Genomic DNA, 14,681 nt, shown 5'->3' with positions numbered 1-14,681 from the left:
GACGGTGTCGGGCAACGGCATCGGGCTGCTCGGTGACGGGACCTCGACCGGTTCCTCGACCGGCACCGGCTCGGCCGGCGCGAGCTCCGGCACGTCGGGTGCGACCACGACCGGTTCCGACGGGATCGCATCCGGGACGCAGGTCGTCCCGGTGGTCTCGATCCCGGTGACGGTGTCGGGCAACGGCATCGGCATCGTCGGTGACGGCACCTCGACCGGTTCCTCGACCGGCACCGGTACGACGGGTACGCCCGGTGCCGGCACGTCGGGTCCGGCAACGACCGGTTCCGACGGGGTCGCATCCGGGACGCAGGTCGTCCCGGTGGTCTCGATCCCGGTGACGATCGGCGGGAACGGCATCGGCATCGTCGGTGACGGCACCTCGACCGGTTCCTCGACGGGTTCCGGCACGGGTACCGGCACGACGGGCACCGGTACCGGCACCGGCAGCACGACCACCGGCGACGGCGGGCTGCTCTCGGGCACCCAGGTCGCGCCGGTGATCGGCATCCCGATCACCATCGGCGGGAACGGCATCGGCATCGTCGGTGACGGCACCAGCACCAGCACCACCACGACCCCTGGTGACGGGACGACCCCCGGTGACGGGACGACCCCCGGTGACGGGACCGACCCTGGTGACGGGACGACCCCCGGTGACGGGACGACCCCCGGTGACGGGACCGATCCCGGTGACGGGACCACGCCCGGCTCCACGACGACCCCGATCGACGGCGGGACGACCGCGCCGATCGGCGTCGTGACCACCGGCACGGTCGCCACCGTCGCCACGGCACCGACCGCCACGACGGCCCGCACGGTCCCCACCGTCCCGGTCGCCGCCGCCGCTGCGACGTCGGGCACCACCCCGTCGACCCTGGCGTACACGGGGGCGACCTCGCCCGCCGTGCCCCTGGGGTTCGCGCTGCTGCTGCTCCTCGCCGGTGCCGGGACGCTCGTCCTCCGACGCCGGCACTGACCACCGACTCCGAGGGGCACCGGTCCGCCGGTGCCCCTCAGAGGCGTGCCACTGCGTACCCGGGGAAGTGCGGAGGGCAACCTGGGAACGATCCGTATGACGTCTGGGTGTGGTTGATGCCGATGCTGTGAACAGCGGAAGCGCCTCGGCAGCCCCTCGGCAGCCGCTCGGCAGGACGATGAACCCGTGTTCACCGAACTGCTCCGCGTGCCGATCGTCACCCCCCAGGTGCTCGTCCCCGTCGACGTCCTGGCGGCGCTGCTGACCCTCTGGACGCTCCTCGGTCGGCGTCGGGGGCTGGTGCTGCGGGTGGTCGCCGTCGTCGTCGGTGCCGCTGTCGGGCTGCTCGCCGTCTGGTGGTTCGGCGACGTCCGCGACGAGTTCGGCGTCGCGTTCACCCCGGTCACACGGATGTGGGTCGCTCTGGCGTTCGCCGGCATCGCGCTCGCCCTGGTCGTGCTGGTGCAGGGCGGGCTCGGCGGACGGGCGTGGGGGCGTCGGGTGCTCGCGGTCACGGCGATGGCCACCATGGTGCTGGCGGCGGGCCTCGGGGTGAACGTGGACTTCGGGGCGTACCGCACGATCGACCAGGCCATCACGACGAACCCCTACCCGGACGGCACGCTCGGACACCAGCACGCCGCAGCGCCGGGCGCGACGGTCGTCGACGCCGCGACGTGGACCGCACCGGCCGGCATGCCCCGCGAGGGCAAGGCGATGTCGTTCCGCATCCCCGGGACGGTGTCCCACTTCCACGCCCGCAAGGCCGTCGTCTGGTTCCCGCCGGCAGCGCTGACGAAGGACCCGCCGACCCTGCCCGTGCTCGTGACGTTCTCCGGTCAGCCCGGTCAGCCGTCCGACATGTTCCAGGCGGGTGGCATGGGCCGGTACCTTGACGCCTATGCAGCTGCGCACCGGGGCCTGGCGCCCATCGTCGTCGCGCCGGACCAGCTCGGGGCCCCGAACCGCAACCCGATGTGCCTGGACTCACGGCAGCTCGGACGCAGCGCGACCTACGTCATGACGGACACCGTGCACTGGATCGAGAAGCACCTCGACGTCGCGTCCGGGCCGTCGGCCTGGGGCGTCGACGGGTTCTCCGAGGGGGCGACCTGCGCGATGCAGTTCTCGGCGGAGCACCCCGGCGTGTTCGGTTCGGCGCTCGCGATCTCCAGCGAGATCGCGCCGTTCACCGGCTCGGCGCAGCACTCGGCCCAGGTGGCGTTCCACGGAGACCGTGCCGCGTACGCCGCGGCCGCCCCGATCGCGATCATGCACCGCAACGCGCCGTACCACGACCACCTCACCGTCTTCGGCTTCGGCCAGGACGACGCCCCGTACCGAGCAACGACCGCGCGACTCCGCTCCGCCGCCGAACAGGCGGGCATGCAGACCGACGTCCTGGTCTCACCGGGTTCGGCACACGACTGGAACACCGTCCGGTACGTGCTCGCCCACGGACTCCCGCTGGTCATCGCTCACCTCGGCCTGCCGGCGCAGGACGGCGCGCTGTGAGCCCGCGCGACCTCGGGTCGACGGCGCTCCGCTCGGCCCGACGCGCCCCGGTGACGGTCACGATCACGGTGCTGGTCCTGCTGACCACCGTCGTGGGGGTCGTGATGCGTCTCGCCCACGCGCCGAACGGTCCGCAGGACCTCGGACCGTTCCGGGTCTTCGCGGCCTCGACGGGGGTGCTCGCGCTCCTCCTGACGCTCGCCGGCGTCGTGGTCCTGGTGGGGGCCTCCGAACGGTTGATGGGATCGAGGCGGACGGCCGCCGCCTTCGTCGTGACGACCGTCGTCGGGACCGGCCTGGGCGCGCTCAGCGCCTTCATCGACCTGGACGGACGGAACGCCGGGGCGCTGCTGCTCGGGCGGGCGACGAGCTTCGACCCCTGGACGGCGATCGTGGGGACGATCGCCACCGCCAGCGCGTTCGCGGGACCGCTCTGGCGCCGGCGCATCCGCGTGAACACCCTCGCCGTCGTCGCGGCGCTGTTCCTGTACGCCGGACACGCGTCGGACCTGTACGCCGTGCTGGCCGCGGCGACCGGCTGGATCCTCGGCGAGGTGCTGCGGCGGACCCCGAAGCGGGTCGGGTGGACGCGCAGCTCGCACCGCGAGATCCGGGTCCTGCTCGGCACCGTCGTGCTCGTCTCCGCCGTCGGCCCGGTCATCGCGCTCGTCTCCCGCGCACGCGTCGGCCTGCTCGCACCGATCGCCGCCGTGGTCGGCACCGGTCCCGTCACCCCGGTGTCCGGCTGCCGCGCGGACGGGGTCGCGGGGGAGTGCCTGCGCCACCTGCTCGCGTACCGGGCGACCGACCCGTGGACGCTCCTGCTCGCCGTCCCGCCCCTGCTGGTCCTGGTCGTCGGCGGGCTCGGGCTGTTCCGCGGCAGCCGGTTCGCGGTGTGGCTCGTCGTCGTGGTCGACCTGGTGACGGCGATCGCCGCAGCGGTGACCTACACGGCGGTCCCCGGGCGCATCGAACGACTGCACGGTACCGAGGACCAGTTCATCGTCACGCTCTCGATCGTCGCCTCGGTCCTGGTGCCGCTCGCGACGGCCGTGGTGCTGGTCGTCCTGCGTCGGTCGTTCACTGTGCTCCCCACCCGCCGACGCCTGATCGGGTTCGCGGCGGTCGTGCTCGGGACGGCCGCGGTCCTGGTCGCCGTGCTGCTCGTCGTCGCCGACGCCTCGCCGACCCGGGTGGCCGACCCGCTGGGGATCGCGGTCGCCGCCCTCGGGCCGATCTCGCCGACCACCTTCTGGGACCACCTGCCGACGATGGGCGCCGGACTGCGGTTCTCGCTCGCGATCGCGGGCCCGGTCCTCTGGTTCGTCGTCGCGATCGCCGCGGTCCGCCCGACCGGAGCGGCTCCGCTGGACCTCGACCCCGACGGCACCCGGGCGGACCGCGAGCGGGCCCGAGCCCTGCTCAAGGCCGGCGGCGGGGACACGTTCGGGTGGATGACCACCTGGCAGGGCAACACGTACTGGTTCGCCGACGACGGCCGCGCCGGGATCGCCTACCGGAGGAACGGCGGGGTCGCGGTGACCCTCGGCGGGCCGTTCGGGTACGAGGACGCCAGGACCCCGGCGCTCGCCGCCTTCGCCCGGCACTGCGACGACAACGGCTGGACCCCGGTGTTCTACGGCGTGGACGACGCCGTTGCGGTGCCGCTCCGTGCCGTCGGCTGGAGCACCCTGCCCGTCGCCGAGGACGCCGACTTCGACCCGCGCCCGTGGACGACGAGCGGCAAGAAGAAGCAGGACGTCCGCACCGCGGTCAACAAGGCCGCGCGCGAGGGGATCACCGCCACGTGGTCCGCCTGGCACGAGCTGCCGACCGCCACCACCCGACAGATCGAGGCGATCTCCGAGGAGTGGGTCTCCGAACGCGAGCTGCCGGAGATGGGGTTCACCCTCGGTGGCGTCGACGAGATGCGCGACCCCGACGTCCGCACCCTCGTGGCGCAGGACGCCGAGGGCACCGTCCTCGCCGTCACCAGCTGGCTGCCGTCGTACCGCGAGGGCCGGGTCGTCGGGTGGACGCTCGACGTGATGCGCCGCACGAACGCGGCCCCGAACGGCGTGATGGAGTTCCTGGTGGCGAGTGCCGCGGACCGGATGCGCGAGGACGGTGCCGAGAAACTGAGCCTGTCCGCCGCGCCGCTCGCCCAGGCGCCGGGGGCGGCTCCGTCCGGCGACGGTGTGCAGAGCCTGCTCGACCTGGTCGGCGGCGTGCTCGAGCCCGTGTACGGCTTCCGGTCGCTGCTGCGGTTCAAGCTGAAGTTCGGCCCCGACCTGCACCCCCTGGTGCTGGCGTACCCGGACGCGGTCGCGCTGCCCGCCATCGGCGTCGCGGTCGTCCGCGCCTACCTCCCCGACCTGTCGCTCCGGCAGACCCTGGCCCTGGCACGCGGACGCGGCTGACCCTCGCTGGCGCGTGACGGCGCATGACCACACCGGGCGCGGGTGTCGGGGTGCTGCGGTATCGTCTGGGGTACGCAAGCGCTCCGGGGTCGGTGCAAGTCCGAACCGGTGGTGACAGTCCACGAGCTGACGACGGGTCCACGCCCGACCGATGCTGACCCGGTGTGAACTCCGGGACCGACGGTGAGAGTCCGGATGGAAGGATGCGCTGGCGGACGGCACCACCATGCCCGGACCCCGCAGGTCCGTGGCCGCGGTGCACCCGTCCGCTCCGCCGACGACCGTCGTGCACACCCGGAGTCCCGTAGGAAGGGCACCAGTGTTCACCGGCATCATCGAGGAACTCGGCACGGTCACCGCCGTCGAGCAGCACGGCGACTCCGTCGCGCTCACCATCCGCGGCCCCCTGGTCGTGGCCGACGCCAGCCACGGCGACTCGATCGCGACCAGCGGCGTCTGCCTGACCGTCGTCGGGCAGACCCCCGAGTCCTTCACCGCCTTCGTCATGAAGCAGACGCTCGACATGAGCGCACACGGGTCGCTGCGGGTCGGTGACCCCGTCAACCTCGAGCGTGCGGCATCGGTCGGGGACCGACTGGGCGGCCACATCGTCCAGGGCCACGTCGACGGCACCGCGACCGTGCTCGAGACCGCGGACGGCGACGGCTGGCGCCGGGTCCGCTTCGCCCTGACGCCCGAGCTCAGCCCGCTCGTGGTCGACAAGGGCTCGGTCGCGCTCGACGGCGTCTCGCTCACCGTCAGCGCCGTCTCACCCGAGACGACCGACCCGTCCGACGCCTGGTTCGAGGTCAGCCTGATCCCCGAGACCCTCGCGGCCACCACCCTGGGCGACCGCGTCCCCGGTGACCGGGTCAACGTCGAGACCGACGTCCTCGCCCGCCACGTCCGTCGCATGCTCCGGCTCGACGCCGCGGCGCAGGCGGTCGGTCTGGAGGCCCGGTGATGGGCACCGAGACCGGACACCTGACCGACGTGGCCGGCGCTGCGGACGCGGGGCGGGCCTCCAGTCCGGCCGACGGCCCGGCGGCCGTCCGCGGTCTGTCGACGATCGACGCGGCCGTCGCCGCCATCGCGGCGGGTCGACCCGTCATCGTCGCCGACGACGAGCACCGCGAGAACGAGGGCGACGTCATCCTGTCCGCCGAGCTCGCGACGCCCGAGTGGATCGCGTGGACCGTCGCGCACTCGTCCGGGTTCATCTGCGCCCCGGTCAGCGCCGAGATCGCCGACGCCCTCGACCTGCCGCCGATGGTGGCGCACAACGAGGACGTCCGGGGCACCGCCTACACGGTCACCGTCGACGCCGCGGTCGGCGTGACCACGGGCATCAGCGCCCACGACCGCGCCCGCACGCTCCGGGTGCTCGCCGACCCGGCCTCGGTGCGCGACGACCTGCACCGGCCCGGCCACGTCGTGCCGCTGCGGGCCCGCCCCGGCGGGGTGCGCGAACGCGCCGGGCACACCGAAGCCGCGATCGAGCTCGTCACGGCCGCGGGGTTGCGCCCCGCCGCCGCGATCTGCGAGATCGTCGACGAGGACGGCAGCATGATGCGGCTGCCGCGGCTCGTCGAACTCGGGGCACGCGCCGACGTGCCCGTCATCACCATCGCCGCACTCGTCGAGTGGCTCGACGCGGCAGACCGGGCGGCGACGGACGTCGCGCCCACGGAAGGAACCGAACGATGAGCGGAGCAGGAGCAGCCGAGCGCGACCAGGTCGACGGCAGCGGGATCCGGGTGGCGATCGTCGCCGGGCAGTGGCACGAGACGATCGCGGCCGGGCTGTTGGCCGGTGCCCGACGCGAGGTCGAGCGCCTCGGTGCCCAGGCCACCGTGCTGCCCGTGCCGGGCAGCTTCGAGCTCCCCGTCGTCGCGAAGGCGGCCCTCGGCGCCGGGTACGACGCGGTGGTGGCGCTCGGGGTCATCATCCGCGGCGGCACCCCGCACTTCGAGTACGTGTCGTCGGCGGCGACCGATGGGCTGACCCGCGTCGCGATCGACACCGGCAAGCCCGTCGGCTTCGGCGTGCTCACCCTCGACGACGAGCAGCAGGGGATCGACCGCGCGGGCCTGCCCGGCTCGAAGGAGGACAAGGGGGCCGAGGCCGCGCACGCCGTCGTGTCGACCGCCGTGCTGCTCCGGACCGTGGCGGTCCCCGTCGTCTGACGGCGGCGGACCGGAGGGTCGGCGCCGCCCGGACGCTCGGTGCCCTCGGAGCCCTCGGTGCCCTCGGTGCGCTCGATGCGTCGTGTCCCGTCGCCGACATCGCACCCCGTCGCCGACATCGCGCCCCGATCCCTCGGGGCGCGATGTTCGTCAGGGAGTGCGAAGCGAACGACGACCGCACGCGGAAGACCCGGTACGCAGAACGGCCCCGCACCGATCGGTGCGGGGCCGTTGTGCGTGCGGTGTGACTACCGCTTGCCGAACACGTGGATCGGCAGGAAGAACGAGAGCGACATGAGGAGCACGCCGCCCATGAAGACGAAGGCCTGACCCGAGGCGACCTGGAAGGCCACGCCGAACAGGTACATGGAGACCACGAGCAGCAGGATCGAGAAGACAGCAGCGATGACGCGGCCCACGGTGGTACCTCCGGAAGTCAGGCGGGTGGAACGCCGCCAGTCTATCCCCAGGTGCCGACGTCCGGGTTCACGCCCCGGGCCGGGCGGACACCAGACGGTCGACCACCATGAGCAGGGGTTCCATGTCGACGCTCGCCCGGTCGGGGCGGCCGGCACTCGCCGCGCCGAGGGACGCCGCGTGGTACAGCCCGTCGCCCATGAGCTTGATCGCCTGCGCCGTCGGCACGTCGCCGAGCGCGTCCACCAGCGTCGCGAGCCAGGCGTTCTCGGTCTCGTCGAGGGTGCGCCCCGCCTCGTCGTAGCCGGCCTGCTGCAGGCGACTGGCGGCCAGCAGTGCGAGGTCGAGCTCGCTGCCGACGAACTGGCAGTTGCGGACGAAGTAGCGAGCGGGGCCGTCCTCGGCGTCGCGCATCCGGTCCACGTCGGCGGCGGACAGGTCGGCGAGCCGGTCGCAGAGCCCCTCGACCAGGGCGGCCTTCGACCCGAAGTGGTAGAGCAGCCCGCCCTTGGAGACGCCGGCCCGCGCGGCGACGGCGTCGAGGGTCGCGGGACGCTCACCCTCCGCGCACACGATGGCGACGAAGCTGTCGAGGACGCGGTCGCGAGCACTTGCCATGAGGGGGAGTCTAGAGAGTCACGGGTGGCGGGACGGTACCGCCCCGCCGCCCGCGGACTCAGCCCTTCAGGGCACCGGCCGCGATGTTCGCGATGAAGTGCCGCGACCCGATGATGAACACGCCGATCAGCGGGAACACGCTGATCACCGCGCCCGCCATGACGGCCCCCAGGTCGGTCGCGTTCACCGAGCTGAGCCCGGCGAGCGCCACCTGCAGCGTCTGGCCCTTCGGGTCGATCAGCACGATCAGCGGCCAGACGTAGTCGTTCCACGCGGTGATGAACGTGAAGATCCCGAGGAACGCCAGACCGCCGCGCAGCATCGGCACCGCGATCGACCACCAGGTCCGGAAGAAGCCGGCCCCGTCGACCCGCGCGGAGTCGATGATCTCGTTCGGGATCGAGCCGGTGGCGAACTGGCGGAGCAGGAAGATGCCGAAGGCGTTCGCCGCTCCCGGCACGATCAGGGCCTGCAGTCCGCCGATCCACCCGAGGTGCGACATCAGCACGAAGCTCGGCACCAGGGACAGGCTGCCGGGCACCAGGAACGTCGCGAGCATCACCGTGAAGAGCGACCGCTTGAACGGGAACTCGTACTTGGCGAACGCGAACGCGGCGAGCGAGTCGAACAGCATCACCAGCACGGCGGTGGACCCGGCGACGATCACCGTGTTCAGCAGTGCGCGGAGCATGTCCACGTTGGCGAACACCGAGGCGACGTTCGCCAGCGCGTTGCTGCCGAACCACAGCGACGGCGGGTAGCCGAAGATCTGCGCGTTCGTCGACGTGGACATGACGAGCAGCCACCAGAACGGGAAGATCGAGAGCACGACGCCGACCACCAGGCAGACGTGTGTCACGAGCGTCCCGACCCAGCCGCGCCGGAACCCGCGGTGCGGGTCGTCGGCAGCGGCACCGGGGCGGCCGAGGGCGGCCGCCGTGTTCGTCGTGGTCGTGGTCGGCTGTGTCGCGGTCATGCGTCGACCCCCTTCGTGGTCGAGCGGACGGGGCGGACCGTGCGCGCGGTGCGCAGGCGCCGTGGTGTCTTCAGGCCGTCCCGCTCACTGAGTAGGCGCCAGTTGATGATCGCGAAGACCACGGAGAACAGGAACAGGACCCAGGCGATCGCGGACCCGTACCCGAAGTCGAACTGGTTGAACGCCTGTTCGTACTGGTACAGCACGATCGTCATGCCCGCCTCGTCCGGTCCGCCGACCGAACCGCCGTTGAACAGGATCTGCGGCTCCGTGAAGAGCCCGAGTCCGCCGATGGTCGACGTGATCAACGTGAAGAGGATCACCGGCCGGAGCAGCGGGACCGTGATGCGGGAGAAGATCTGCCAGGTGTTCGCACCGTCGACCTTCGCGGCGTCGTAGAGCTCGGTCGGGATCGACTGCAGCCCGGCCAGGTAGATGATCGCGTTGTAGCCCGTCCAGCGCCAGATGACCATCACGGAGATCGTCACCTTGATGCCCCAGTACGACGACAGCCATCCGACCGGGTCGGCCCCGAGCGTTCGGAGCGCGGCGTTCACCAGGCCGAAGCCGTCGGAGAACACCGAGCCGAACACGATCGCCATCGCGACCATGCTCGTGACGTTCGGGATGAAGAACGCCACCCGGTAGAAGCCCTTCGCACGGATGTTGCCGTGCAGCAGGAACGCCAGCACGAGTGCCAGGAAGAGCATCGGGATCGTCGACATCACCCAGATCAGGAACGTGTTGCCGACGGCGTTCCAGAACCGCGGGTCGCCGAGCAGGTACTCGTACTGCGCGAACCCGACCCACGCCGGTGCCCCGATGCCGTCCCAGTCCGTGAAGGACAGCACGATCGAGAAGACGATCGGGAACAGCCCGAACACCAGGAACAGCACGTAGAACGGCGCGATCGCGACGTACTGCGGCCAGAACCTCCGCAGTCCCAGGCGCTTCCCGGAGGCCGCCGTGGTGATCGACGCCGTGGGGGTCCCGACGACCGCCGGGATGCTCGTGGTCGGTGGTGCCTGCTTCGTGCTCATGCGCCGACCCCACGCTTCTCGAGGACACGGTTGGTCTGGTCGACGGCGTCCTGCCACGCGCGGTCCGGGTCCTTGCCGGCCGCTTCGACGTTGGTGATCTCGGTCGCGAAGGCGCCGATGAACCGTTCGTTGTTCGAGATGTACGTCACGGGGACGTCCATCGCGGTGTCGCTGAAGAACGTCAGCGGGTCCTGGTCCCCGAAGAAGTCCCCTGGCTTGCGCATCAGACCGTTGTCGAACGACGACGGCGTCGACGGGAACAGCTGGATGTCGTTGTACGTGTGCGACTGGACCTCGGGCGAGGTGATCCACTGTGCGAAGGCCACCGCGGCAGCGGGGTCCTTCGAGGTCTTCGGGACCGTCAGGAACGAGCCGCCGCTGTTGCCGGGCCGCTCGGGCTGGCGGGCGATCCGCCACTGCCCGGAGGAGTCGGGTGCGGTGTCGTGGATGACCTGCGTCCACCAGGCGCCCTCGATCTGCCCGGCGACGCGGCCCGACACCCATCCGGCGTTCTGGTCGGTACCGGACTGCAGGTTGCCCGTGACCCCGGACTTCGCGCACGCCACGGCGTTCTCCCACGCCTTCCGGATGCTGCTGTCGTCCCGCTCGAAGACCGGCCGGTCGTCGCGGTCGAAGTACCGTGTGGGGCTGGCGTACACGTACTGGTTGAAGAGCTGGTTCGCGGTGATCACCGTCGCGACGCCGGCCTTCTTGCGGAGCGTCGCACCGAACCGGCGGAAGTCGTCCCAGGTGCTGATCGCCGCAGACACCTCGTCGGGGTCCGTCGGGAGGTCGGCCTTCGCCAGCACGTCCTGCCGGTAGAAGAAGGCGGTCGGCCCCGTGTCGACCGGCCAGAAGCACTGGCGTCCGGTCGGGGTCCGTCCGAGCGAGAGCTTCCAGTCGTAGTAGTCGCTCGACTTCGCCTTCCCGCCGTGGGCGTCGAAGTCGGTGAACAGGTCCTCGTCGGGGAAGTACAGCCAGCAGTTCGAGTTGACCATGAGCACGTCGGGGATGAACGCCTTGCCCGCGAGCGCCGTGCGGAACTTCGTGTCGTACGCCGCGCCGCCGATCAGGTCGGGACGCAGCCGCATCGGTCGGTGGCCGTCGATGCCGCGGGCCGCCTGCTGCAGGAACTTCGGGTCGAGCGACCGGTTCCAGTACCAGAGCACCAGTTCGTCGGGGTCCTTGGAGATGGCGGTGCCGCTCGAGCACCCGGCCAGGAGTGCGGTGCTGGCGAGTGCCCCGAGGGCACCTGCACCGGCGAGGAACCCCCGCCGGCTCAGACTGATCGATGGTGCTGCTGTCACTGGAGACCTGCTCTCGTCGTTGAGATCGGGTGCCGTGCGCGTTCGACCGTGAACGCTCACGGAACTGGAGCAGAGCATTGCCTGCGCGACACGCCGTGTCAAGCACCGGAGCCGTTGCAGCGGGCGGATCGCGGCGATACCGTCGTCACGACCCCGAAGGACCGTGAAGGTTCACGAGACGAACAGGATCCGCATGTCAGCGCAGACCGCGACCACCGCCGGCACCCCCACCGCCGCCGCCCACGACACGCCCGGCTGGGCCGTCCTCGGACCGGGCAGCATCGCCCGCCGCTTCCTCTCCCAGCTGCCCGCGAGCACCGCCGGAGCCACCCTGGTCGCCGCGGGGAGCTCGTCCGCCGAGCGCGCCCAGGCATTCGCGGACGACGCCGTCGAGCACGGCTTCACCGACGTCGCCGCGCGCACCTACGAGCAGGTCCTCGCCGACCCGGACGTCGACGCCGTGTACGTCTCGACCGTGCACACCGGCCACGCGCACCTCGTGCTCGCCGCGCTCGACGCCGGCAAGGCCGTGCTCTGCGAGAAGCCGCTCGCCCCGAACCACGGCACCGCCATGGCGCTCGTCGACGCGGCGCGCCAGGCCGGCCTGCCGCTCGTCGAGGCGTACATGTACCGCTTCCACCCCCAGACCGCTGCCCTGCTCGACCTCGTCCGCCAGGGCGCGATCGGTGACGTCACCCACGTCGACGCGTCGTTCGCGTTCCGTGCCGGGTCCCGCACCGGCCGCCTGTTCGACGTCGAGACGGCCGGCGGCGGCATCCTCGACGTCGGCGGCTACCCGGTCACGATGGCCGCCGCGGTCGTCCAGGCAGCCACCGGTGTCGCGGTCGCCGAACCGACCGAGCTCACCGCGACCGGCTCGCTCGGCCCGACGGGTGTCGACGAGTGGACGAGCGCTGCCCTGACGTACCGCGGTGGCGCGAGCGGCCCCGGAACGATCACCGCGAGCGTCCGGACGGGCGTCCGGGTGCAGGACGACAACGTCGTCACCGTGTACGGCACGACCGGGCGCATCAGGCTGACCGACCCGTGGACCCTGAGCGACGACCCGACGATCCAGATCAGCACCGTCGACGAGGACCCGCGCACGCTGTCCTTCGCCGGTGCGGCGCCGTACGCGCTCGAGGCCGACGCCACGACCGCGGCCCTCGCGGCGGGCCGGGTCGACGCGCCAGAGCACACCCTCGACGAGTCGCTCGCCACCGCCCGCACGCTCGACCGGTGGCGCGCCGCGATCGGGCTGCGGTACCCGTTCGAGGCCGAGACCGCCGTCATCCCCACGGTCAGCGGTCGTCCGCTCACCGTGCAGGTCGACAACACGATGCGGTACGGCGAGATCCCCGGCGTCGGCAAGCGCCTGTCGCGCCTGGTGATGGGCGTCGACAACCAGCCTGACCTGGCGCACGCCAGCGCGATCTTCGACCTGTTCGTCGAGCGCGGCGGCAACGTGTTCGACACGGGCTACATCTACGGCGGCGGCGTGCTCGAGGGGCGCCTCGGGAAGTGGATCCAGAACCGCGGACTCCGCGAGGACGTGGTCGTCATCACCAAGGGCGCCCACACCCCCTACTGCGACCCCGAGTCCCTGAGCCGTCAGCTGCTCGAGAGCCTCGAGCGCCAGGGCACCGACTACGCGGACATCTACATGATGCACCGCGACAACGAGGACATCCCGGTGGGGGAGTTCGTCGACGTCCTCGACGAGCACCGTCGCGCGGGTCGCATCCGCGTGTACGGCGGGTCGAACTGGAGCCTGGCGCGCTTCGACGAGGCGAACTCCTACGCCCGCGCGAACGGCAAGCACGAGTTCGAGGTCCTGAGCAACCACTTCGGCCTGGCCGAGGCGTACGACGTCCCGTGGGCGGGCTGCCGACACGCGACGGACCCCGCCTCGAAGGCCTGGCTCGAGGAGCGCCAGGTCCCGCTGCTGCCCTGGTCGTCCCAGGCGCGCGGGTTCTTCACCGGACGCGCGAAGCCCGAGGACACCAGCGACGCCGAGCTCGTGCGCTGCTACTACTCGGACGACAACTTCGAGCGCCTGCGTCGTGCCCGCGAACTCGGCGAGCAGTTCGGCGTGCCCGCGACGGCGATCGCCCTGGCCTACGTGCTCAACCAGCCGTTCCCGACGTTCCCGCTCTTCGGACCGCGTACGATCGCCGAAGCCCGGTCCTCCATGACGGGCCTCTCCGTCGACCTCACTCCCGAACAGGTGGCATGGCTGGACCTCCGCGACTGACCGACCCGGCCAGCGACCCCGGGTCCGGACCGGGGCACGCTCCCGCCGGCCGGGCGACGATCATCGACGTCGCCGCGGCCGCGGGGGTGTCCCGGCAGACCGTCACGCGCGCGATGAACGGCATGCCCGGCATCAGCGCGAGCACCAAGGAGCGCGTCCTGTCCGCGGCGGCGGTCCTGCACTACCGACCCTCGCGCTTCGGCCGCGGGCTCGTCACGGGCGGCGACCACCAGCTCGGGCTCGTGGTGAACGACCTCCGGAACCCGTACACGCCGCAGCTCGCCGCCGCGGTGGTCGGGCTCGCGGCGGAACAGGGGTGGAACGTCATGCTGGCCGACGTCGACCTGGTGAGTGACGCGGACCGGATGGTCGCGGCGCTCGGCGCCCAGACCGACGTCGTGATCGGGTACTTCGGCTCGCGTCGCGAGCGCTGGCACGAGGTGCTCGGCACCGTCCCCATGGTCGAGCTCGACCCGGCGTCGGAACCCCCGACGGGCGCGGTGTGGATCGATCCCGCCGACGCGGTCGAGGTCCTCGCCGACCACCTCGTCGCCACCGGCGTGCGGCACCCGGTGGTGCTCGACAACTCCCCGCCGGACCAGACGAGTGCGCGCGGCGTGCTCATGCTCGACGCCCTCCGGCGGCGCGGCTACCTGCCCCGGATCGTGCACGGTGCGCACGGCACCGCGGAGTGCGGCGCAGCGGAGACCGAGCGGATCCTCCACCGCCGCGGTCGTCTCGACGCGATCCTCGCCTTCAACGACGTGATGGCACTCGGCGTGCTCTCCGCCTGTCGTCGTGCCGGGGTCGACGTCCCCGGAGACGTCCGCGTGGTCGGCGTCGACGGGCTGCCGCTCGGCACGCTCGTCACGCCGACGCTCACGACCCTGGCGGTCGACCTGGACGCCGTCGCGCGCGAAGCGCTCGACCTGGCGCTCGGGATGCTCGCGGGCGAGCTGCCGCGGCACG

The 14,681-nt window shown here is 72.0% G+C and carries 11 protein-coding genes, 2 pseudogenes and 1 riboswitch; of the genes and pseudogenes, 8 read left to right on the top strand and 5 right to left on the bottom strand.

Annotated features, from left to right (window positions below; genetic code table 11):
* The 6 genes and pseudogenes from ASG04_RS01130 to ribH form a co-directional block, all read left to right on the top strand.
* A pseudogene (locus ASG04_RS01130) lies at positions 1 to 979 on the top strand (hypothetical protein); the annotation flags it as partial.
* Positions 980 to 1,165: 186 nt separating this feature from the next.
* Complete coding sequence (locus ASG04_RS01125; RefSeq protein WP_056119018.1) at positions 1,166 to 2,494, top strand: alpha/beta hydrolase; 1,329 nt, start codon at positions 1,166 to 1,168, stop codon at positions 2,492 to 2,494.
* Complete coding sequence (locus ASG04_RS01120) at positions 2,491 to 4,914, top strand: bifunctional lysylphosphatidylglycerol flippase/synthetase MprF (protein ID WP_056119016.1); 2,424 nt, start codon at positions 2,491 to 2,493, stop codon at positions 4,912 to 4,914. The genes ASG04_RS01125 and ASG04_RS01120 overlap by 4 nt, the downstream gene beginning before the upstream one ends.
* Before the next feature lie 76 nt (positions 4,915 to 4,990).
* Positions 4,991 to 5,125, top strand: a riboswitch (FMN riboswitch).
* A gap of 108 nt (positions 5,126 to 5,233) precedes the next feature.
* Complete coding sequence (locus tag ASG04_RS01115; protein WP_056119011.1) at positions 5,234 to 5,878, top strand: riboflavin synthase; 645 nt, start codon at positions 5,234 to 5,236, stop codon at positions 5,876 to 5,878.
* A pseudogene (gene ribB, locus ASG04_RS01110) lies at positions 5,878 to 6,576 on the top strand (3,4-dihydroxy-2-butanone-4-phosphate synthase); the annotation flags it as partial. The gene ASG04_RS01115 and the pseudogene ribB, both read left to right, overlap by 1 nt.
* 41 nt (positions 6,577 to 6,617) lie before the next feature.
* Positions 6,618 to 7,100, top strand: coding sequence for a 6,7-dimethyl-8-ribityllumazine synthase (ribH, locus tag ASG04_RS01105; protein WP_056119009.1), 483 nt, complete (start codon positions 6,618 to 6,620; stop codon positions 7,098 to 7,100).
* Between the two features lie 248 nt (positions 7,101 to 7,348).
* Here the strand turns inward: ribH and ASG04_RS17235 are convergent, their stop codons facing one another.
* The 5 genes from ASG04_RS17235 to ASG04_RS01085 all read right to left on the bottom strand — a co-directional run bounded on the left by ASG04_RS17235 (position 7,349) and on the right by ASG04_RS01085 (position 11,458).
* Entirely contained in the window at positions 7,349 to 7,519 is a 171-nt protein-coding gene (locus ASG04_RS17235) for a hypothetical protein (protein WP_156463469.1), read from the bottom strand.
* Positions 7,520 to 7,586: 67 nt separating this feature from the next.
* Complete coding sequence (locus ASG04_RS01100) at positions 7,587 to 8,135, bottom strand: TetR/AcrR family transcriptional regulator (protein WP_056119006.1); 549 nt, start codon at positions 8,133 to 8,135, stop codon at positions 7,587 to 7,589.
* A 58-nt stretch (positions 8,136 to 8,193) separates the two neighbouring features.
* On the bottom strand, positions 8,194 to 9,111 hold the full coding sequence (locus ASG04_RS01095) for a carbohydrate ABC transporter permease (RefSeq protein ID WP_082517704.1): 918 nt from the start codon (positions 9,109 to 9,111) through the stop codon (positions 8,194 to 8,196).
* Positions 9,108 to 10,151 (bottom strand): carbohydrate ABC transporter permease, encoded by a 1,044-nt coding sequence (locus ASG04_RS01090; RefSeq protein WP_082517703.1) that lies wholly within the window; start codon positions 10,149 to 10,151, stop codon positions 9,108 to 9,110. Before ASG04_RS01090 ends, ASG04_RS01095 begins: the two co-directional genes overlap by 4 nt.
* Entirely contained in the window at positions 10,148 to 11,458 is a 1,311-nt protein-coding gene (locus ASG04_RS01085) for an ABC transporter substrate-binding protein (protein ID WP_235515388.1), read from the bottom strand. The genes ASG04_RS01090 and ASG04_RS01085 overlap by 4 nt, the downstream gene beginning before the upstream one ends.
* 193 nt (positions 11,459 to 11,651) lie before the next feature.
* On the opposite strand from ASG04_RS01085, the gene ASG04_RS01080 reads away from it, so the two are divergent.
* Positions 11,652 to 13,712 (top strand): aldo/keto reductase, encoded by a 2,061-nt coding sequence (locus ASG04_RS01080; protein ID WP_056119003.1) that lies wholly within the window; start codon positions 11,652 to 11,654, stop codon positions 13,710 to 13,712.
* The coding region (locus ASG04_RS01075; protein WP_235515387.1) for a LacI family DNA-binding transcriptional regulator at positions 13,691 to 14,681 on the top strand (991 nt) is incomplete at its 3' end. The genes ASG04_RS01080 and ASG04_RS01075, both read left to right, overlap by 22 nt.

It is taken from the genome of Curtobacterium sp. Leaf183, from assembly GCF_001424385.1.
GTDB lineage: Bacteria > Actinomycetota > Actinomycetes > Actinomycetales > Microbacteriaceae > Curtobacterium.
This window is presented reverse-complemented; position numbering and strand designations above follow the sequence as displayed.